We start from the raw sequence: 18,567 nt of genomic DNA, 5'->3' as shown, positions 1-18,567 counted from the left end.
AAAAACACATCAGTCAAAATGTTTCAGAACGTCCGCTTCGTTTCGGAAAGCGGCTGCAAAGGTAAGGACTTTTTCATCAACTCCAAACTTTTCAAAAGAAATTTTTGAAGTTTTTTTTCAAACCCCGACCAGGGCAATATTCTGAAGAACTCTGCACAACCCAAAACTCTGGAAACCAACCCTTCACCACCACTCACCTGCGCTATTGGTTTAATCCCTCATTCCCTGATTGCGGCTGCAAAGATAGAACAATTTATACCCCATCTCCAAATTTTTTACGAACTTTTTTTCAAAAAAAATGAATATTTTACATAAAAGCCTAACAATCAACACTTATAAAATAAGGAGCAGAAATTCAAACTCTACCTCAAGTTTTACTTTTAAACCTCAAATACACCATCGAACGAACCGAAACAGTTCATACTATCCAAAGTGAAACGTTTTTAAGTTCCCCCAAATGCAGAGTAAATCTCAGGACCGCATTAATTCAACTTACAATCAATGATTTACATATTCTACTCTATCATAAAATCTCCTATCAGAGCAATCTTTAGAACCGATGAAGAATTTGAAAACCGAAATAGCAAATTTTTTCAGAAGTTTAAAGGAGCGTTTCGTAATATTGAAACGAAAAAACAATCCCCTTCGAAAAATACCCCCCTAAACTTCTTTTCAGAACTTTAAGATGCACTTTTCGAAGGGGACAACCTTCGAATTCTAAAACTATATTTATACTTAGATCATCGTACTGATCATGAAAGTTGCAGCAACAGCAACAATAGCATACAACTCAGGGAATACGGCCAAAATCAGAGTTTTACCGAACACATCGTATCCTGAACCGATACCGATGATACCATTAGCACATACCTGGCCCTGACGGATGGCAGAAAACAGACATACCAATCCAAGTCCTAAGCCGGCACCAAAAACAGCAGCAGCCTGTAACCAGGTAATACCGGCTACCAATACATTCTTCAGCAAGAAAAAGCCCAGGAATCCATAAAGTCCCTGTGTACCAGGAAGTGCACACAATACCATATAGTTACCAAAAGCTTCGTCATTCTTCTTCAGTGCACCGATCGTAGCATTACCACCGATAGTTACGCCATAAGCACTACCAATTCCGGACAGTCCTAACATCAATCCAACCCCAATATAAGCTAAAATAATCTCATTCATGATTTCTATTTTTTAATTGTTTGTTAATTATAATTTTTCAATTCTTTTTTGGATATAAATCTATAATAGCAGGTTTCAATTACTTCTTTTCTTATAAGGCCGGTATTTCTTACCGCCTCCTTCAAAACCTGCATTCTTATAAAACTCAACAAAAGTCAGACGCATCGGGTGTACAAAGGAACCCAATCCAGCCATAAACAAGTTCACACTATGTCCGAACAACAGGATGATCAACATGACCAACTGTTTTACTCCCGGCACATCCGGACTCATATTCATTGCCAGATCATTGAACACCAATCCCAATACCGCGCTCGAAATACCCAAGGCAAACAAACGGATATAAGAAAGTGTATCTCCTAAAAGGCCGGTGACCATATTATAAGAATCCCATAAACCGGCACCGATATTAATGAATACATTCCGACGAACATTATTGAATACAAAGATCAGTAATCCTGCTACAGCACCGACAACATACATCGGGACATCCATTGCATATCCCTTGGTCGACAACCAATAACAGATTCCTTCTCCCAGAATCAACACGAGCCATCCGATTGTCGAGAGAGCTGCTGCAAAACCATGTTGTTTCCACTGGTTAGCCACTTTTAGGAACATACCGAAGATAATTTGTACGGCTCCGACGATCAAAGCCAGGTTGAACAGCTGTTGTGAATCCAACATATAAGCTTTCATCTTCTCCATCCAGGGAACCTGTACATCCAGCAATTGGATACCGAAGAAAGTACCTCCGACAATTCCCATGATCACTGTAGAAATACCCAGCCATTGTGCTAACGACAGAATCGGTTTAATTGCCGGCTTCGCCTTAAACTTATAAATGGTGATACCCAACAACAGCAGCAATCCATATCCGGCATCTCCCAGACAAAAACCGAAAAACAGCACAAAAAACGGTGCAAAAAACGGTGTCAAGTCGATTTCCCGATAATTAGGCAGCGAATACAGCTCGCCGATAAATTCAAACAAACGAGCAAACTTATTATTCTTCAGCAGAATAGGAGGATTATCCTGCTCTGTCGGAATCTCGAGTTCATAAGCAACTCCTTTATCTGCCAGCCAGTGGTCCGTATCGGCTGCAATAGCTTCCGGCACCCAACCTTCCAGAGCAATCACCTTATCTTCAAGTAAAGTCATTGCAGCATCCTTCACTTTTAAAGTATCCGTATCTTCACAAATCCGTACTTTCAAATCCTTCAGGTATTCCACCGAAAAAGCCGCGATCTTCTTCAAGTTTTCGGCAACCGTTTCTTTTTCGGTTTTCAACCCGGCGACCTGTTGCCGGATTTGTTCCGCACTCATCTGAGGAAAAGACACGACATCGGCTTCGGGATATTCTTCTACCTCCCGGGGCAGGACAGTAACAAAATACTTTTGTCCCTTATCCTGGTTTATAACAAACGCATTGTATTTGTCTTCCCATTCAGGTAAATATTTCCGGTCGGGAACGGTGAAAAACCGCAGATCCCAACCTGCCCTTTGGAGTCCGCCGATCTGTTCGTCGGGCAAATCTCCCCAAGGTTCATAGATCATACCTTCTTTTTCCAGCGAAGCAATCTGTTGATCAATATGTTCCATTCGTTTGAACTGGTTTTCCAGAAAAGTCAGCAAATCCAATTCGGTTACTTCTGACTCTTCTTTCAACCGATCTCCCGCATAAAACACTTGTTGATAAAAAAACAACTTTTCTTTCGGTTCCATCGCCTGTGACCAACGTTCCAATAATTCCGTAAAAGTCTCCTTAGTTTCAGGAATCCGTTTGGACAGCTGTTTGATCATTTCTCCGATCCGCTTAATGACGGCAAACTTGTGTTTCAGTTCTTCGTCTTCGGCCGATCGTTTTTTATTTTCATGGATATGAACCACTCCCTTTTCCCGAAGTTCCCCGAGAAATGCCTGATAATCCCGATAGAATATCAGCAGGGATAATTTTCTCATTGGTACTATCATGCTTCGTCCTCCATCGCTTTACGGGTTTTCACAATCTTTTGTGCCGACTTGGAAAGGTTCTCCTCATCTTCCAGGAATCGCTTAATCTTTCGGATTGCTTCCTGAAATCCGGGGATCTGTACTTTCTCATACAGATTCACCTTTTGTGTCGTTTTCTTACGGGCACGATCCAGTAATTCCATCTTCCGCATATAAAACTCCCGTTCGAGAGCGATATTTACTACTTCTTTCACGTGCTGAATCCCGTCAAGGAACCATCCCGGTGCATTAAACAGACTGAAGTCTTTTATTTCATACTCCACCTGGTCCAACACCGGCGTACGTACTCCTGCAATTTTCTTCACCGACATATTGACATCTTTCACGGTAAGAATATCCGGAGTATATTCATCATAAAGTTGAAGCATATCACTGATGCCATTGAGTGTGTCGTCTAATTTTCCGTCAAACTCATCCGCAACTTCTTTTGCTTTCTTTACTTCTGAACGCAAGGCAGATTCCTTATTTTTGATGGTAGGCAAAGCTCTTACCCTCATCTTGAGTTGTTTGTCAAGACTCTGCAGGGAAGTTTTATTGTATTGAAATTTTATTGCCATACCGACTGATTTATTTTAATTATCGTAAACCGCAAATTAATCCATATTTCCAAATTCGTCCACGATCTCTTTCTTGATTCCCAGTTCCGAACGGGTAAAATATTTCCGGAACAGTGCCCAGGCTGTGTCCAACATCTGGGTAATACCGATATTCACGTCGATAGCCAATAATTCATTCGAATAATCCCGGGCGAAATCGAGCGTACGTTTATCGTAATCGGTCAAATCGAAACCATTTTCCAATTTTGTCCGTGCATTGGCAGCATCGGCATACAGACGGATAGCGGCGTTCATTACCTGAGGATGGTCCTTCCGGGTTTTCTTACCGATCACTAACTGTTTCAGACGGGACAAGCTTCGGAACGGATCGACAATCACCTTACCGATCTCCGTATCTTTCCGCAAGAACAACTGACCTTCTGTGATATATCCGGTATTATCCGGGATAGCATGTGTAATATCACCGCCCGACAAGGTCGTCACGGCAATGATGGTAATCGATCCCCCCTGCGGGAACTGTACGGCCTTTTCATAGATTTTAGCCAAATCCGAATACAATGAACCGGGCATAGAATCTTTCGAAGGGATCTGGTCCATACGGTTCGACACAATACTCAACGCATCGGCATATAAGGTCATATCGGTCAGCAATACCAACACTTTTTCGTTCTTGTCCACGGCAAAATATTCTGCCGCGGTCAAGGCCATATCCGGCACCAGTAACCGTTCGACAGGAGGAGCTTCGGTCGTATTGACAAAACTGACGATACGATCGAGTACACCGGCATTGTCGAACAAATTTTTGAAATACAGATAGTCATCGTTGGTCAATCCCATTCCTCCCAGGATAATCCGGTCGGTTTGTGCACGCAAAGCCACATTCGCCATCACCTGATTATAAGGTTGATCCGGGTCGGCAAAAAACGGAATCTTCTGTCCCGACACCAACGTATTATTCAGGTCGATACCTGCAATACCGGTAGCGATCAATTCCGAAGGTTGTTTACGGCGTACCGGATTCACAGACGGTCCCCCGATTTCACGTTCTTCGCCATCTACAGCAGGCCCGCCATCGATCGGATCTCCGAATGCATTGAAAAAACGTCCGCACAGATCCTCTCCTACCTTCAGTGTAGGAGCTTTTCCCAGAAAAGTCACCTCAGCATTGGTCGGAATACCCTCGGTGCCGGAAAATACCTGCAACGTGATGTCTTCCCCCCAAATCTTCACAACCTGAGCCAAACGGCCATTCACAATCGCCAGTTCGTCATTTCCGACCCCCTGAGCTTTCAGTGAACAGGTAGCTTTGGTAATCTGGGTAATTTTGGTATATACCTTTTGAAAAGCAGTGTTCATACCTTAATTTATTTTGGATTTTTGAATTACGATTTACGATTGCAACGCATATTCAGCTCTGTTTCCCCTGGCGTCCTATCGTAACTCATAAATTACTTATTTTTTTCTTTCATTAATAATATCTTTCACTTCCGCTTCGAATTTCTTGAAATGGCCGGACTGAAATTCGGAATAGTTCATCTGTTTAAAAGCATTGATGATCCGTTTGAAGTAAGGATTTACTTCTTCGAAAGAATCGAAGTCAAAATCCGAACGTACAACATCCAAAACCATATTCAGCATATATTGCTGACGCGCCATCGAGGTCGATCCGTCAATATTATCGAAAGCATCCTGTTGCAGGATCACGAAGTCAATCAATTCCGATTTCCAGAATATCAGGTGATAATCCAATGGAACACCATCATCTCCCAAAATATCGATTTGCTCAGCTGTTTCCCGGCCTCTGACCAGCATATTACGGGCTTCATTCACATCTTCTATCCACCGGTCCGAAATATTTTTCCGGGCATATTCGACAAATTCGGGGTATTCCAGATATTTCGAATAAGATTCCAGGGTATCGATCGCCGGATAACGTTTGGAGTCAGCACGAGCCTGTGACAATGCGTAGAAACAACGGGCCACTTTCTTGGTCGATTCGGTTACCGGTTCTTTCAGGTTACCACCGGCAGGCGATACCGTACCGATAAACGTGACAGAACCTGTACTACCGTTATTCAGATATACCATCCCGGCCCGGGCATAGAAGTTGGAGATAATCGCAGACAAGTCCATCGGGAAAGCATCCTGCCCGGGAAGTTCCTCCATACGGTTCGACATCTCACGCAAAGCTTGCGCCCAACGAGAAGTAGAATCGGCCAATAACAGCACTTTCATTCCCATTGCCCGGTAATACTCTCCGATCGTCATCGCCGTGTACACAGATGCTTCACGAGCAGCAACGGGCATATTCGACGTATTGGCAATAATGGTAGTACGTTCATAGAGGGAACGTCCTGACCGCGGGTCCTGCAATTCCGGGAATTCGGTAAATATTTCCACCACCTCATTGGCACGTTCACCGCAGGCAGCCATGATAATCACATCTGCATCCGCAAAACGGGCCAAAGCATGCTGCAACACCGTCTTTCCCGTACCGAACGGTCCCGGAATAAATCCGGTTCCCCCTTCCAGCATCGGGTTCATGGTATCGATGACCCGAACACCCGTTTCCATCTGCCGGAAAGGACGTGGTTTATCCACATAATTCCGGATAGCTACTTTTACCGGCCATTTCTGCACCATCGTGACATTGATTTCTTTCCCGGTACGATCTTTCAATACGGCAATCGTATCCAAAATCGTGTATTCCCCTGCCGGGACTACGGAAACCACCGTATATTCTCCCTCCAGCTTAAAAGGAACCATAATCTTATGATCCAGCCAGTTTTCCTTCACATTTCCGAGCCAATCGGCAGCTTTCACCTTATCCCCGGCTTTGGCCAGCGGCGTAAAGCTCCATTTTTTATCGTCCTCCAAAGGATTTGTATATTCTCCTCTTTTCAAAAAAACACCTGTCATTTTATCCAGGTCATTCTGTAAGCCATCGAAGTTTTTCGACAACAGACCAGGTCCGAGACTCACTTCCAACATGTGATTCTGAAATTCAACAGGCATTCCGGGTTTCAAACCACGGGTGCTCTCAAATACCTGCACATAAGCAAGATCTCCCACCACCTTTATCACTTCGGCCATCAAACGTTCCCCGTTTTCCTCTATGAAACAAATCTCATTCTGGGAAACAGGCCCTTCGACTTTAACGAGTACAAGGTTAGAAATAATGCTATGGACTTTTCCTTGTGTTTTTGCCATAAACCTTATTTATTTTTGATTTTTGAATTACAAGAATCGACGATTTCTCTATATCCTTTGTAATTCATTCATCGTAAATTATTTAAATTGTTCTTCAAACTGAAAACTTTTCCGGAAACGGTCGACCATTTCCATAAACACCTTCCGCCCGGACTCTGAACTCATCTTGCTCCACCGTTCGACGATCATCAGACGAAGCATATAACTGATGACTCTTTCCAAAGAAAAATAATCAAAAGTCACCGCTTCATCCAAGAAATGCCAAATAATCAAATCGAGTCCCCGTTCGCGTTCTACTAAATTATCGTTATCCATCAAAGCAATCACTTTTTCGACATAAGGATAATCCAGGGTCAAACCGAAATCTTTCGCATTGGATGTCCGCAAAGCTACTGCAAACTCATTACTCCCGATCACCTCTTTTGCCACTTCCATCCCATATTTCCGGGCATTCAAAGCAGTGACCAGATTTTTCAGATTCATGGAAAACTCTGCATATCTCTTCACCAGTTGGTTGTCGGCTTTCATCATATAATCATAATACATCCAGCTCAACACATTCTCGGGCGAAACATCATAACGCAAATGCTCTTCCTTAAAATCAGTAATGAATTCCCTCAGGTAAGCCGGAATCGTTTTATCCGGTTCCTGTATTTCATCTTCCAGCAATTTCACCGGATAAACAGTAGACAACGCCCCATCGGGTTCTTGTTTCCTCAACAAACGCAACACCTGGGCATTATCATTAGGTAAAAAGAATAAATCGATCAACCGTTCATCCCTACCACTGATATAATCTTTCAATTGTTCCCGAAATTCGGCCACTGTCAAAGACAATTTCCGATCATCCCAGGCAATTTCCGGCAAGCCTGCTATAAAAGCAATATAATCCATGTAAATTAAATCGTAAATTATTTATAGAGCAAGCTCTTGGTAAAGCTTCTCATATACTGATTGAAGAAAGTCTCGAACAACTTCTCGGAAAAAGCAACCTGATATCCTCCGTCCTTCGGTTGTATGACGAAAGCATCCGTATGATCTCCTACTTTTATTTCAAGGCCTTTATCCAACAATTCTTTGTATTTGGTCGCCACAAACTGTTGGAATTTTTCTTTCTCTTCCTCAGACAAAATCAATTCCAGGTTCAGGTTTCCGGAAGCTACGTCCCATTTTTTCAGAATAGCGACAATCATTTCCTGCACGAATGCTTCGTCTTTAAAACCTGCCTTAGCGATATTTCCTGCCACTTCACCGGATATCAGGGAAGTGATCGACTGTTTCAAAGCAGTAATCGCCTGACGTGCGCTCAAAGTCATCTCTGATTCAGCCTTTTTTTTCATATTTTCGACTTCGGTTGCTGCTCCGGCTTTTATTCCCTTTGCCTGTTCCTCAGCCTCTGCAATCAATTTTGCTGCTTTTTCCTTTGCTTGAGCGATTATTTTTTCAGCTTCCTGATTCGCCTTATCGACCCCCTCTTCATACAGCTTTTTAGTTAAGACATCTAATTTGTTTTCCATATATCTCATTTTTAGTTTCGGACATTCTTTCTAAGTACAAGTATTTCACCGACTTAACAATCATTTTATCAATAACACAAGCCTTATGCCAATTTTCAAATTTGATGGCTCCAAATTAATGTTTTTACATTTAATAACAAACAAATCATTCGAATTAAAACGATTTAAATTAACGATTACCACTTTTCTCCCTATTTAACTCTAAATTTAAATTAATTTTTACGTCGTTCCGGATTCCTTTGTTTTAAAGAATTAATTTCTATTATTTTGCTTTCTATTAATTTTTATTCCTATGCTCGATCACAAATACAAAGTTTTTTATCATCTGGCTCAAACTCCCAACACCACAAAAGTAGCTGAAGAGTTATTACTATCCCAGCCAGCAATTTCTAAAAATATAAAAGAATTGGAAAAAGAACTGGGTATTACCCTCTTCAACCGGATAAAAGGTCGGATGCAACTCACCGAAGCCGGACAGTATCTGTACTCGGAAATTGAAATTTTAGTTCGGAAGGAACGGGAAATAAATTTCAGAATCGATAAAATGAAACATACTTTTACAGGCACACTTCACATTGGAGCCAGTACCACTTTATCCCAATATGTCCTTCCGGAGACGTTGGTCCGATTCAAAAATGCCTCACCGCAAATGGCTATTTCTTTGATGAGCGGAAATACGGCACAGATCGAACAGGAAATTGTAACAGGTAATCTTCATGTCGCTTTTATAGAGGGAACCCCGACACAACCGGACCTCCATTATATACCTTTTCTCCGGGATGAGATTGTATTGGTCACCGGAGCAGAAACAAAAATCCCTGAACACATTTCTCCGGAACAATTCCCCCAACTCCCATTCGTTTTGCGTGAACAGGGTTCCGGTACCTACCACGTCATCCGCAATCAGCTCGCACAGGCCGGAATAGCCATAAACACACTAAATTGTCAGCTCGTTTTAGGTAGTACGGAAGGAATCAAACATTATTTACTTCATTCAAACTGTTTTGCTCTGCTTTCGATTTATAGTATCCGCGAAGAAGTGGCCGCCGGGAAATTAAAAATCATCGATATCGACGAACTGAATATCAACCGGATGTTTTATATCATTCACCGGCAAGGTGAACCCGATCCCTATGCCAAACAATTCATCGAATTCTCTCTCCGGCAAAAATTTTAGTAAACATACCCCAGGAATAAAACAAAGTGTACCGATGTAGATATAATTAATTTTGACGGAAATAATTTTATTTGCATTTTTGAATAGAAATTCTGATGTGGTAAATCTTTAAGATCGGATCATGAAATACGATATTTTTATCAGTTACAGACGTAAAGGGGGATACGAAACAGCGAAACACCTCTATGATTTATTTTCTAAAGACGGCTATCGGGTGAGCTTCGATTTGGATACCCTTCGGAACGGAGATTTCGATCAGGCACTTCTGAAACGTATCGACCAATGTTCCGATTTCATTTTAATACTGAGCAAAGGGGCTTTCGCCAGAACACTCGATCCGGCCTTTAATCCACGACAAGACTGGTTACGAATAGAGTTAGCTTACGCTTTGAAAAAACAGAAAAATATCATCCCCATCCTGCTCGAAGGGTTCGAGGGTTTTCCAGAAAATCTTCCGGCAGATATCAAAGATGTAGCAAAGAAAAACGGACCTCAATATAATCAATATTACTTCGACGAATTTTACAAAAAACTAAAAACCGACTTTTTAGAGACCCGTAAATCCCGCTTCTTTTCTTTAAAAACAATTTTGATCCTATCAGCTCTTATTTTATGTGCCGGAGGGATTTGGTGGTACCTGCAAGAGGTTTCCGGGAAACAGTGTATCCTCTCAAAAAATAACACGATAAATAAATCGGATACCCTTAAAACCGAATCACCGGATAGCCCCGCAACTCCTTTGACTTCGGGAAAAGAGAAAAAAGATCCAGCCACCCCGGAGCAAAACACAAAAAAATCGCAGGATGTACAGCCGGTTACAAGTGTAAAATTACCGGATTGGATGTTCGCCCCGACACAAAAATTCATCGGAATCGCTCCTGCAAGCCTGCCTGCCCGGGGAGCAAAAGAATTTGCTGTAGCAACCGCCGCTTATCAATGGGTGATAGCACAAGGCAAACCCATCTCGGGACGTGATACCACAATAGAGTCTGCGGATGTTAAAAAATCACATTTTCATCTTTTTACCCCTCAAATCGCTTTTGAATATAAGATAGAGCATGAAACGCAATTAAGCAGTGGGGAAAGAGTATTCGAAATTGTTTTTTTTAATTCAAAAAGGAACCCGAATACATTGCAAGTGTTTTCAAGTATAATTGATGAGAAAAATAATTTTGAACAGACAATAAAAATAAATTACACCGGTTTTGAACAGATAAAAACTTATGAATTCAATATCGTCGACGAAGATGGCAATAAACTTGCCCGTTCTTATCTCAATAATACCGAATTGAAGTCTCCCCAGACAACGGTCTACACAAACGCCGGTAACTTTTTAGTCCCCTCCCGTTCTTCACAACAGGGACATATTGTAAACCTAAAGCTCGAAGATTATCATTCGTTAAGCAAAGCCTGGGAATACGGTATATTTTCATATCTCTTTCTTTCTCCTACAGGAATAATACCTTGTCAGATAAAATCTATCAGCCGCAGCGATGGAAGTAATATTACAGTCGCAGCTTATAACGATGATTATAGTTTACCTTCCAGTATGAGTTGTAAAGGAGTCAAAAATAATGTACTGGCCATTTCATACGAACATAATGAACAAAAGGTAGCAGAGTTTATAAAAGAAGACTCGATAAAAAAAGCAATTGCTAATGATTTGAAGGAAATAGAAAATTTAGATATAAAATAAATCCGGCACTAACAGGAAAGAAAAAACAGAGACTCTTCAAAGCCGGTAGTCCGACTTTGAAGATCATCTCTGTCACAGGGTTATTTGAGTTTTAGTCCATCCCCATCAAGATCACACCGAAGTTAAAGCTGAAAGTCTGGATTTCAGGTACTCTTCCGTGAGCAGCTTTGGTACCGTAATTATACCGGGCTCCCACATTGAAAGCAAACTGGTCGTTAATCGGGATATACATCCCTACCTCCGGAGCCAATGCAAACTGCCAGCGGGAGATCGTAGAAGCAAACTGTCCTACTTCCAGTCGTCTCTCGGTCCAGCTGGTACCGATACCCAAGCCGACAAAAGGTCTGACAGCCGTCGTATTATCTGTAAAATAATAACGGCCGATAGCTAACATAGGCACCGTATTGATATAACGATACTGATTCCCGGTAATCGTATATACATTACTATTTCCATTGAATCTGAAATTTCCGGGAGTGTGTTTTTTATCTTTGTAAAAGACATCCCAGCCAATAGCTGCACCGATAGAGAATTGATCTCCTAAAAACTGGTGATATTCGATATCGAATCCGCGGAAACTAGCTTTATCCGTAAAATCTTTTACCTGGTTCATCGGCAGACTAATCTGATAGTTGAGATTAAGCATCTGAGCTTTCAGGAAAGGGCTCAGGCCGAAAAGGCATATGGCAATTATTAATAGTTTTTTCATAATTCATGTATTTTTATAAATCGATATATTTCTGTTATAGATAGCGGTCCCTCCGTTATCATTTGTTCGGAGTCGTGGCTTTCTTCAAATAAGGCGACTGGATAAAGCACTGATCGATTTGTGATTCTACACGATTCAGAACGAAAGAATTGGATCCCTGAAGCAAACCGTCTGCGATACCCGTCCAAACAACATTTACTTTATCGTCATTCCGTTTAGCCGTAGAAACCATTTCCACCACCACAGAACCTGTTCTGTAAGAGTAAACACTAACCGGATACCAAGGATAGTAAGGATTGAAAGGACCACCCCACCAGCCACCCCAGTACCAATTCCAGTTGTTGTACCAGTTGTCAACGAAATAAGCATAGTTGACATTAGAAAAAGCAGATACGGTCACGATAAAGCTGGGTAAATCTTCGGCAGGAGTAGTTGCTGTCGGATCAGCTACTTTTTCGTATCCCATAGCTACGAAATTATCGGTCACAGCTTTGATGACAGCATCATCAAATTCATGTGAAGGTTTGCTGGCACTATTGTCATTCGCAAAATAAACGACCGTGTCAGGAATCGAAAAGGTGGTGAAAGCACTGAAATCAGCACCTTTGTCGTAGTTTGTAATGGCAACATCATAGTCTTCAATGTTATCTGCGCCTTCCGGGTAACATGAAACTACCAGCTGCGCAAACAAACCGGTGAGCAATAAAATTAATAAACGTTTCATACTTAGTTTGTTTTTAGTTTAACAAATGTTCTCTATCAATTACCGCGTGGTATTGGTAACAATAATTTTCATTATTGTACCGGGTTATACGTTGGCTTTTTAAAATAGTTTTAGGATTTAAAAAATTGGAAGAGAAAAGCCCCATTTTGTTAAAAAGGAATACAAAAAGAGCTTAAAACGGCTATAATCCGGCAGTTTCAAGCTTTACCATCTATTTAAAAGTCCGAATCGGAACTTACTATTTCAAAAGGATAAGATTTTTTAGGAAATATTTATTCCGGTTCGGTAGCCAGAATAGACTTGTAGCCATAAGTTTTAGCAATATTCATCACTCTGACTACTTGTTCGATAGGAACCGATTTTTCGGCTTCAATAGAAATACAAGGATCGTCGCTATTTTTCAATAGCTCGACAATCTTCCCTTCTAGCCGGGAAAAAGGAGTGACTTTCGTATTGAGATAAAAATTCAGGTTCTTATCGATAGAGACCACCACAGTCGGACGATTGGAGGTTTGATGTGTGCTTTTGGGCAGTAATAATTTTAAAGCATTGGGATTAATCAAGGTGGAAGTGACCATAAAAAAGATCAGCAATAAAAATACAATGTCGGTCATGGACGACATATTGAAATTAGGATTTGCTTTTCTGGATCTTTTAATTGCCATAGATATCGCTTTATTTATTCTCCTTCTCGTTTTTCACCTCATAAATGACCTCCATAAAATCAGCACTGGCCGTCTCCATTTTAGTGACAATATGATCGATTTTGGCTGTAAGGGCATTGTAGGCAAAATAAGCTATAATGCCGACGATTAAACCGGCGACTGTAGTAATCATCGCCGTATAGATACCTCTGGACAACAGGGTAATATTGATATTGTTTCCAGCCATAGCCATATCGTAAAAGGCTTGTACCATACCGACGACAGTCCCCAGAAACCCGATCATCGGTGCCATTCCGGCACAGGTTGCCAGAGTGGATAATCCTTTTTCCATTCCGGCTACTTCAAGATTTGCGGCACTTTCCACAATAGCTCTCAATTCAGTAACCGGCAGACGATAATGAAGAAGCCCCTTAACCAACATACGCGACATCGGCGTATTTTCCTCATTACATACCGTTACCGCTCCACGAATATTGCCGGCAAAAATACAATCCCTGATTTTATCCGGGAAAGTATCGCTGATTCGTGTATACTTACGGAGTAACATATATCTTTCACAAAAAATATAAACCGCAATAATAGACAGGATGAAAATCGGTATCATCAACCATCCTCCCTTGACGATCATACTCCACAAACTCAATTCAGGCTCAGCAGCCTGCGGGACAGCCGTCGCTGCCAGTATTATCAAATTATTCATCGTTTCAGATTTTTCGACGCGAAGATAATGGTTTTGGACTAAAAAATGGAAAATAGATGCAATTTTAATGAATCTTATTATCTTTGTCCTATCATTTAAACAATGAGGGATGTGGTGTCCCCCGAGCATGATTTTTAATAAAATAAAAAGCTATGAAAAAATTTGTAACAAGAGCAATCATTATTGCTTTAATCGGTTCTACAGGAATTCTATCGGGTTGTTATGGACCTTTCCGTCTGACCACAAAATTACATCAGTGGAACGGTAATGTTTCTAACAAGAAATTCGTCAATGAATTGGTATTCTTGGGATTATGTATCTTACCTGCTTATGAATTGTGTACTTTGGGGGATGTATTGATTTTCAACTCTATTGAATTCTGGGGTGGCCAGAACCCGATCACCATGAAAGACGGTCAGATCGACGAGTCTGAATTCATGCACGAAGGCAAAATGTACAAAGTGATCAAATCAAAAAATAATATGACAGTTGCTTTGAAAGATACCGATGTGAAAGTGGATTTCCGATATTTCCCGGAAGAAAGTACCTGGTACCAGATGAACGGAAACGAAAAAGTTCAGGTAGTGAAATTGAAAGGTAAAAAAGTATATACCTATCTTCCGAACGACAAAGTACTGGTATTCGATGAAAATTCCGTGAATACAGTCGAATCAGAAGTCATGGCAGCTCGTTAAGAAGCTCTGAAATAATTTATAAAAATGGCCTCCTTGCAGGCCATTTTTTTATGCCCGCCATTTTATCGGTCTAACACCACTTCATTTATCCTGTGCCGGTATTTTATAATAAATAGTTATACCTTATAACTATTTCGATTCTGTCAGATCCGGAAATAATTCGTTCTTTTGCAGCAAATAAAATCGATAATTTAATTTAGAGTAATGAAATTAAGTGAAAAGAGAGGCAATATGCTTCATGGAATTTTGTTAATAGCCTTGTTTTCCTGTGCAGCCTTTTACATCAGCGATTTGTCTTTTGTAAAAAGTCTATCTTTCAGTCCTTTGATTGTAGGTATCATTTTAGGTATGCTGTATGCCAACAGTCTGCGGAATCGTTTACCGGAAACCTGGGTACCCGGTATCCTGTTCTGTTCGAAGCAAATTCTGCGATTAGGTATCATATTGTATGGTTTCAAATTGACTTTCCAGGACGTGATGGCAGTCGGCTTACCCGCCATCCTGATCGATATCATCGTCGTAACGGTGACCATTTGTGGCGGTGTACTGATCGGGAAATGGATGAAAATGGAAAAAGAGATTACTTTACTCACTTCGGTCGGTAGTGCTATCTGCGGAGCCGCTGCTATCTTAGGAGCCGAATCGACCATTAAAAGCAAACCTTACCAAACCGCTGTCGCCATTTCAACCGTGGTGATTTTCGGTACGATTTCCATGTTTTTGTATCCGGTACTTTACCGGAATGGGATTGTCGACCTGACACCGGATCAGATGGGGATCTATACCGGTTCGACTCTACACGAAGTGGCGCACGTCGTAGGTGCAGGAAATGCCATGGGTAAAGAGATTTCCGATGTCGGCATTATCGTTAAGATGATCCGTGTTATTATGCTGGTACCTGCTTTATTAGTGATCGGCTATTTCGTTGCCAGAGCCAGTGTACAAAAAATAAATCAGCACCAACCGGCCGAAGGCGGAAAATCGAAAATAACGATTCCCTGGTTTGCCTTAGGTTTTTTAGCAGTCATCGGTTTCAATTCATTCGATCTGCTACCTCAACCGGCAATCAGCTTTATCAACGATTTCGACACATTTCTATTGACCATGGCCATGACTGCCCTCGGTGCCGAAACCAGTATCGAAAAATTTAAAAAAGCAGGTGTCAAACCATTCCTATTAGCCTCTTTTTTATACATTTGGTTATTGGCAGGCGGCTATTTGCTGGTTCGTTATATCACCCCCTATTTCGTGTAAAAGGTGATCACTCCTCGCCTGTGAACCGGTACTACATAAAAATACCCGATTTTACGAAATGGTAAAGTCGGGTATTTGTTTTATACATCCTTATTTTTACAATTCATCGGAAATACTGAAATCTTTATTTGCAAACAGTTCAGCCAAGCCGGACACCTGTTTCAAACGCAATAGTTCATCTTTATCCATACCGATATTCTTCAATATCCATTGATCCGACATACCGGCTTTAGTTAATTCGGCAACAATATGGCTCATCAACTCTACATTATGAGTTCCTCGGGCCCGGTTATGCCGGATCGTAGATACCATCCGGTTCGAGATATCTTTTTCAATGACGGCGACGGGCAACAATCCTTTCTCCCGTTCATATATCCGGGCAGATTTTTTTAAAACCAGGTAACGGTGATAACCGTCGACCAGTTCATACTGGTCTTTATCGGGAAGATAATAACATACACAGGGCATAGTATAGCCATCCTCCCAAATGGATAATTCCAATAGTTTCATTTCAGGAGGTGCGACAACATTGGGATTATAATTATTGGCGACCACCTTTTCTACAGGTACTGCGATGATCTTATATACCGGGCTTTGATACTCTTTCATTACAAAATAACTTATAATATTTCTTCATGATTTGCTCACGCCTTTCCTGCTCTACTTTCGAGGCAGAAAAACCCATGTATTTACAAATATGGTCATTCTTTAAAATACAAAGACAGAATCTTTTATACGTCGGCAATTCTTTAAATTCGGATAGCTCGATATCATCCAGATATTCCATTCGTACAGGCCTTTTGTTCGTCCTGTAATTGCTTTTTTCTCCTACTGTAATCGGCACCCCGGCACGCCGTAATTTCTCGATCGTAGACTCGGCCAGACACCCTCCTTTTTCTCTCCAGAATTTTATACTGACCTTCAATTTGCTCAAGTAATTCTGTCGTATATTTTCAGGGAGTGTACCCAATAAAAATTGCATATAGCTGGCCCAGGTATACCCTTCCGGCAAAGTAATTTTTTGTCGGTATCCGACTGCCGTAGTGGTACTGTAAATCGCAGTAAAATTGATTCCATTCACCCGATTGATCATACGTCCCCACATATCAGGATCAATAGCCCGGTATAGATTCAGGCTTTCCCGGGCTTCCGATATGAATGGACTGGCTACCCTTTGCTTTTCCAAAGGCACTCCTGCCTGATAATAAAGATCGTAAAGATGGTTATAAGCCCAATTAAATTTTCCATTGGCAATCCATATATCCCTCGTCAACCAATCGTATATCGGATAAGCATTGTAAACACCGGTATCCAACCTTCTCACCCATTTCAATCCTTTGAAACGATAAGCGTCTCTCCCATTCAGGACACGCCAGCGATTCAGACTTTCCTGGGTTCGGATTCCCACCAGGCAACAAGTCCGTTTGGCTTTTTTGTACCGATGTAACCAACGGGCAAAACTACGCTGAAAATCATAGTCCCACATCCGTCTGGAAAAAAAAGGAAAATCCTTACGTGTATAAGCCCCCTCAGGTATGGATCTCACCCAACAATCTTTCTTTTCTTCATCCCAGGGACGCCAAAACTTTTGAAACATGGAAGTACAGGTCGATACCTTGAAAGGTACACATACCCGATATACTTCGAAAATATCGCTATTCGACGCCAAAACTTCATCTACATAACGAATCGTTTCTCCGTATTGTATTTCATAATCTAAATGAAAAACACCGATTTTACGCCCCGGACAATGTTTCCGGATATAATCGGTACATAATTGTAATAATACACCACTATCCTTACCACCTGAGAAAGACACATATATATTATCGAAATGTCCGAATATTTTTTCTAATCGTATTTGTGCCTGTTCATATACATTCAGAGGGTTTCTTGTTGTCGGTGTTCCATTTTTGCATATAATTTCCATGGCCTGATTATAGAAAAGCCATTCGCTGCAAACACAGATAAATGGCGAGAGTGAGTAACAGATTGCAATTTATATTGTCCGGCATAATGACGAATGACCTCCCGCAATAAAGCTGCCAATAGGTCCGGATCGTCTTTATCGATGTAATAATTATTGATTACAGCATATTTGTCTTTTATTTCTACCGGCATAAAACCAACAACACGCTCTTCCTCGATAGCTATAAACCAAATATGATGCATAGAGGTTTTAAATGGATAATTATTATTTTCCCGGAGAATACAAGGTTTCATAACCAAAGGTGCAACAAGACGATATAAACGCTCCGTCGTACCTCCTAATTTTTCTATTTCCATAAATTAAAATTTATCGTTACGATAAATAACACCACTAAAACTCCAGCTCTATCACCATGATTACGCTTTACAAGATTCGATATTAATTTTTCAGGATCAATACCGAGTAAAATTTATATTAAACCAGCAAAACCGATTTTTCACAAAATTATAAAATAGCAGTACAATTTCAAAAAAAATGA

18 protein-coding genes are annotated in these 18,567 nt (G+C 41.0%); 4 read left to right on the top strand and 14 right to left on the bottom strand.

From position 1 onward, the window contains the following. Nucleotides 1-735: 735 nt before the first annotated feature. The 7 genes from WS42_RS07915 to WS42_RS07885 all read right to left on the bottom strand — a co-directional run bounded on the left by WS42_RS07915 (nucleotide 736) and on the right by WS42_RS07885 (nucleotide 8,479). A complete protein-coding gene (locus tag WS42_RS07915) occupies nucleotides 736-1,185 on the bottom strand; it encodes an ATP synthase subunit C-like protein (protein WP_161945899.1) in 450 nt (149 codons plus the stop codon). Between the two features lie 72 nt (nucleotides 1,186-1,257). Next, a complete protein-coding gene (locus WS42_RS07910) occupies nucleotides 1,258-3,144 on the bottom strand; it encodes a V-type ATP synthase subunit I (RefSeq protein ID WP_228026162.1) in 1,887 nt (628 codons plus the stop codon). An 8-nt stretch (nucleotides 3,145-3,152) separates the two neighbouring features. Then, entirely contained in the window at nucleotides 3,153-3,752 is a 600-nt protein-coding gene (locus tag WS42_RS07905; protein WP_013612139.1) for a V-type ATP synthase subunit D, read from the bottom strand. A 36-nt stretch (nucleotides 3,753-3,788) separates the two neighbouring features. Then, on the bottom strand, nucleotides 3,789-5,108 hold the full coding sequence (locus WS42_RS07900; protein WP_013612140.1) for a V-type ATP synthase subunit B: 1,320 nt from the start codon (nucleotides 5,106-5,108) through the stop codon (nucleotides 3,789-3,791). 96 nt (nucleotides 5,109-5,204) lie between these two features. Beyond that, nucleotides 5,205-6,962, bottom strand: coding sequence for a V-type ATP synthase subunit A (locus WS42_RS07895; protein WP_022160600.1), 1,758 nt, complete (start codon nucleotides 6,960-6,962; stop codon nucleotides 5,205-5,207). Between the two features lie 78 nt (nucleotides 6,963-7,040). After that, a complete protein-coding gene (locus WS42_RS07890) occupies nucleotides 7,041-7,856 on the bottom strand; it encodes a DUF2764 family protein (RefSeq protein ID WP_022160601.1) in 816 nt (271 codons plus the stop codon). Between the two features lie 17 nt (nucleotides 7,857-7,873). Then, complete coding sequence (locus WS42_RS07885) at nucleotides 7,874-8,479, bottom strand: ATP synthase subunit E (RefSeq protein WP_013612143.1); 606 nt, start codon at nucleotides 8,477-8,479, stop codon at nucleotides 7,874-7,876. Between the two features lie 292 nt (nucleotides 8,480-8,771). On the opposite strand from WS42_RS07885, the gene WS42_RS07880 reads away from it, so the two are divergent. Then, nucleotides 8,772-9,656 carry a LysR substrate-binding domain-containing protein gene (locus WS42_RS07880; RefSeq protein ID WP_022160602.1) on the top strand — a complete coding sequence of 295 codons (885 nt, stop codon included), beginning with the start codon at nucleotides 8,772-8,774 and terminating at the stop codon, nucleotides 9,654-9,656. Between the two features lie 121 nt (nucleotides 9,657-9,777). After that, complete coding sequence (locus WS42_RS07875; protein WP_013612144.1) at nucleotides 9,778-11,352, top strand: TIR domain-containing protein; 1,575 nt, start codon at nucleotides 9,778-9,780, stop codon at nucleotides 11,350-11,352. 91 nt (nucleotides 11,353-11,443) lie between these two features. On the opposite strand, the gene WS42_RS07870 is transcribed toward WS42_RS07875, so the two are convergent. From WS42_RS07870 to WS42_RS07855, 4 genes are all read right to left on the bottom strand, one after another. Beyond that, nucleotides 11,444-12,061, bottom strand: a complete 618-nt coding sequence (locus WS42_RS07870; RefSeq protein WP_013612145.1) for an outer membrane beta-barrel protein — start codon at nucleotides 12,059-12,061, stop codon at nucleotides 11,444-11,446. Between the two features lie 58 nt (nucleotides 12,062-12,119). Beyond that, nucleotides 12,120-12,785: a DUF4136 domain-containing protein gene (locus WS42_RS07865; protein ID WP_022160604.1), complete on the bottom strand. Its 666-nt coding sequence runs from the start codon at nucleotides 12,783-12,785 to the stop codon at nucleotides 12,120-12,122. A 272-nt stretch (nucleotides 12,786-13,057) separates the two neighbouring features. Continuing rightward, nucleotides 13,058-13,450 (bottom strand): ExbD/TolR family protein, encoded by a 393-nt coding sequence (locus WS42_RS07860; RefSeq protein ID WP_046403917.1) that lies wholly within the window; start codon nucleotides 13,448-13,450, stop codon nucleotides 13,058-13,060. A gap of 10 nt (nucleotides 13,451-13,460) precedes the next feature. After that, entirely contained in the window at nucleotides 13,461-14,150 is a 690-nt protein-coding gene (locus tag WS42_RS07855) for a MotA/TolQ/ExbB proton channel family protein (protein WP_041556653.1), read from the bottom strand. Nucleotides 14,151-14,302: 152 nt separating this feature from the next. Here WS42_RS07855 and WS42_RS07850 point away from each other — a divergent pair, with 152 nt between their 5' ends. Next, nucleotides 14,303-14,845 carry a DUF3332 domain-containing protein gene (locus WS42_RS07850; RefSeq protein ID WP_022160607.1) on the top strand — a complete coding sequence of 181 codons (543 nt, stop codon included), beginning with the start codon at nucleotides 14,303-14,305 and terminating at the stop codon, nucleotides 14,843-14,845. A gap of 204 nt (nucleotides 14,846-15,049) precedes the next feature. Next, nucleotides 15,050-16,099, top strand: a complete 1,050-nt coding sequence (locus WS42_RS07845) for a YeiH family protein (protein WP_013612150.1) — start codon at nucleotides 15,050-15,052, stop codon at nucleotides 16,097-16,099. Nucleotides 16,100-16,195: 96 nt separating this feature from the next. Here WS42_RS07845 and WS42_RS07840 read toward each other — a convergent pair whose 3' ends face one another. From WS42_RS07840 to WS42_RS07830, 3 genes are read right to left on the bottom strand one after another with little or no spacing between them, the layout of a single operon-like run. Continuing rightward, nucleotides 16,196-16,708: an IbrB-like domain-containing protein gene (locus WS42_RS07840; protein ID WP_013612151.1), complete on the bottom strand. Its 513-nt coding sequence runs from the start codon at nucleotides 16,706-16,708 to the stop codon at nucleotides 16,196-16,198. After that, complete coding sequence (locus tag WS42_RS07835; protein WP_046403916.1) at nucleotides 16,680-18,029, bottom strand: DUF3440 domain-containing protein; 1,350 nt, start codon at nucleotides 18,027-18,029, stop codon at nucleotides 16,680-16,682. Before WS42_RS07835 ends, WS42_RS07840 begins: the two co-directional genes overlap by 29 nt. Further along, a complete protein-coding gene (locus WS42_RS07830; RefSeq protein ID WP_013612153.1) occupies nucleotides 17,981-18,385 on the bottom strand; it encodes a hypothetical protein in 405 nt (134 codons plus the stop codon). Before WS42_RS07830 ends, WS42_RS07835 begins: the two co-directional genes overlap by 49 nt. Nucleotides 18,386-18,567 lie beyond the last annotated feature (182 nt).

The organism is Odoribacter sp. N54.MGS-14 (assembly GCF_000980295.1).
Classification (GTDB): domain Bacteria; phylum Bacteroidota; class Bacteroidia; order Bacteroidales; family Marinifilaceae; genus Odoribacter; species Odoribacter splanchnicus.
The sequence above is the reverse complement of the archived record's forward strand: the minus strand, read 5'-3'. Positions and strand labels throughout refer to the sequence as shown.

What these genes read in the sequence shown, in the direction of transcription:
- WS42_RS07910 (WP_228026162.1), bottom strand. Translation starts at nt 3,144, where the DNA reads ATGAGAAAATTATCCCTGCTGATATTCTATCGGGATTATCAGGCATTT.
- WS42_RS07905 (WP_013612139.1), bottom strand. Translation starts at nt 3,752, where the DNA reads ATGGCAATAAAATTTCAATACAATAAAACTTCCCTGCAGAGTCTTGAC.
- WS42_RS07900 (WP_013612140.1), bottom strand. Translation starts at nt 5,108, where the DNA reads ATGAACACTGCTTTTCAAAAGGTATATACCAAAATTACCCAGATTACC.
- WS42_RS07895 (WP_022160600.1), bottom strand. Translation starts at nt 6,962, where the DNA reads ATGGCAAAAACACAAGGAAAAGTCCATAGCATTATTTCTAACCTTGTA.
- WS42_RS07890 (WP_022160601.1), bottom strand. Translation starts at nt 7,856, where the DNA reads ATGGATTATATTGCTTTTATAGCAGGCTTGCCGGAAATTGCCTGGGAT.
- WS42_RS07885 (WP_013612143.1), bottom strand. Translation starts at nt 8,479, where the DNA reads ATGGAAAACAAATTAGATGTCTTAACTAAAAAGCTGTATGAAGAGGGG.
- WS42_RS07880 (WP_022160602.1), top strand. Translation starts at nt 8,772, where the DNA reads ATGCTCGATCACAAATACAAAGTTTTTTATCATCTGGCTCAAACTCCC.
- WS42_RS07875 (WP_013612144.1), top strand. Translation starts at nt 9,778, where the DNA reads ATGAAATACGATATTTTTATCAGTTACAGACGTAAAGGGGGATACGAA.
- WS42_RS07870 (WP_013612145.1), bottom strand. Translation starts at nt 12,061, where the DNA reads ATGAAAAAACTATTAATAATTGCCATATGCCTTTTCGGCCTGAGCCCT.
- WS42_RS07865 (WP_022160604.1), bottom strand. Translation starts at nt 12,785, where the DNA reads ATGAAACGTTTATTAATTTTATTGCTCACCGGTTTGTTTGCGCAGCTG.
- WS42_RS07860 (WP_046403917.1), bottom strand. Translation starts at nt 13,450, where the DNA reads ATGGCAATTAAAAGATCCAGAAAAGCAAATCCTAATTTCAATATGTCG.
- WS42_RS07855 (WP_041556653.1), bottom strand. Translation starts at nt 14,150, where the DNA reads ATGAATAATTTGATAATACTGGCAGCGACGGCTGTCCCGCAGGCTGCT.
- WS42_RS07850 (WP_022160607.1), top strand. Translation starts at nt 14,303, where the DNA reads ATGAAAAAATTTGTAACAAGAGCAATCATTATTGCTTTAATCGGTTCT.
- WS42_RS07845 (WP_013612150.1), top strand. Translation starts at nt 15,050, where the DNA reads ATGAAATTAAGTGAAAAGAGAGGCAATATGCTTCATGGAATTTTGTTA.
- WS42_RS07840 (WP_013612151.1), bottom strand. Translation starts at nt 16,708, where the DNA reads ATGAAAGAGTATCAAAGCCCGGTATATAAGATCATCGCAGTACCTGTA.
- WS42_RS07835 (WP_046403916.1), bottom strand. Translation starts at nt 18,029, where the DNA reads ATGGAAATTATATGCAAAAATGGAACACCGACAACAAGAAACCCTCTG.
- WS42_RS07830 (WP_013612153.1), bottom strand. Translation starts at nt 18,385, where the DNA reads ATGGAAATAGAAAAATTAGGAGGTACGACGGAGCGTTTATATCGTCTT.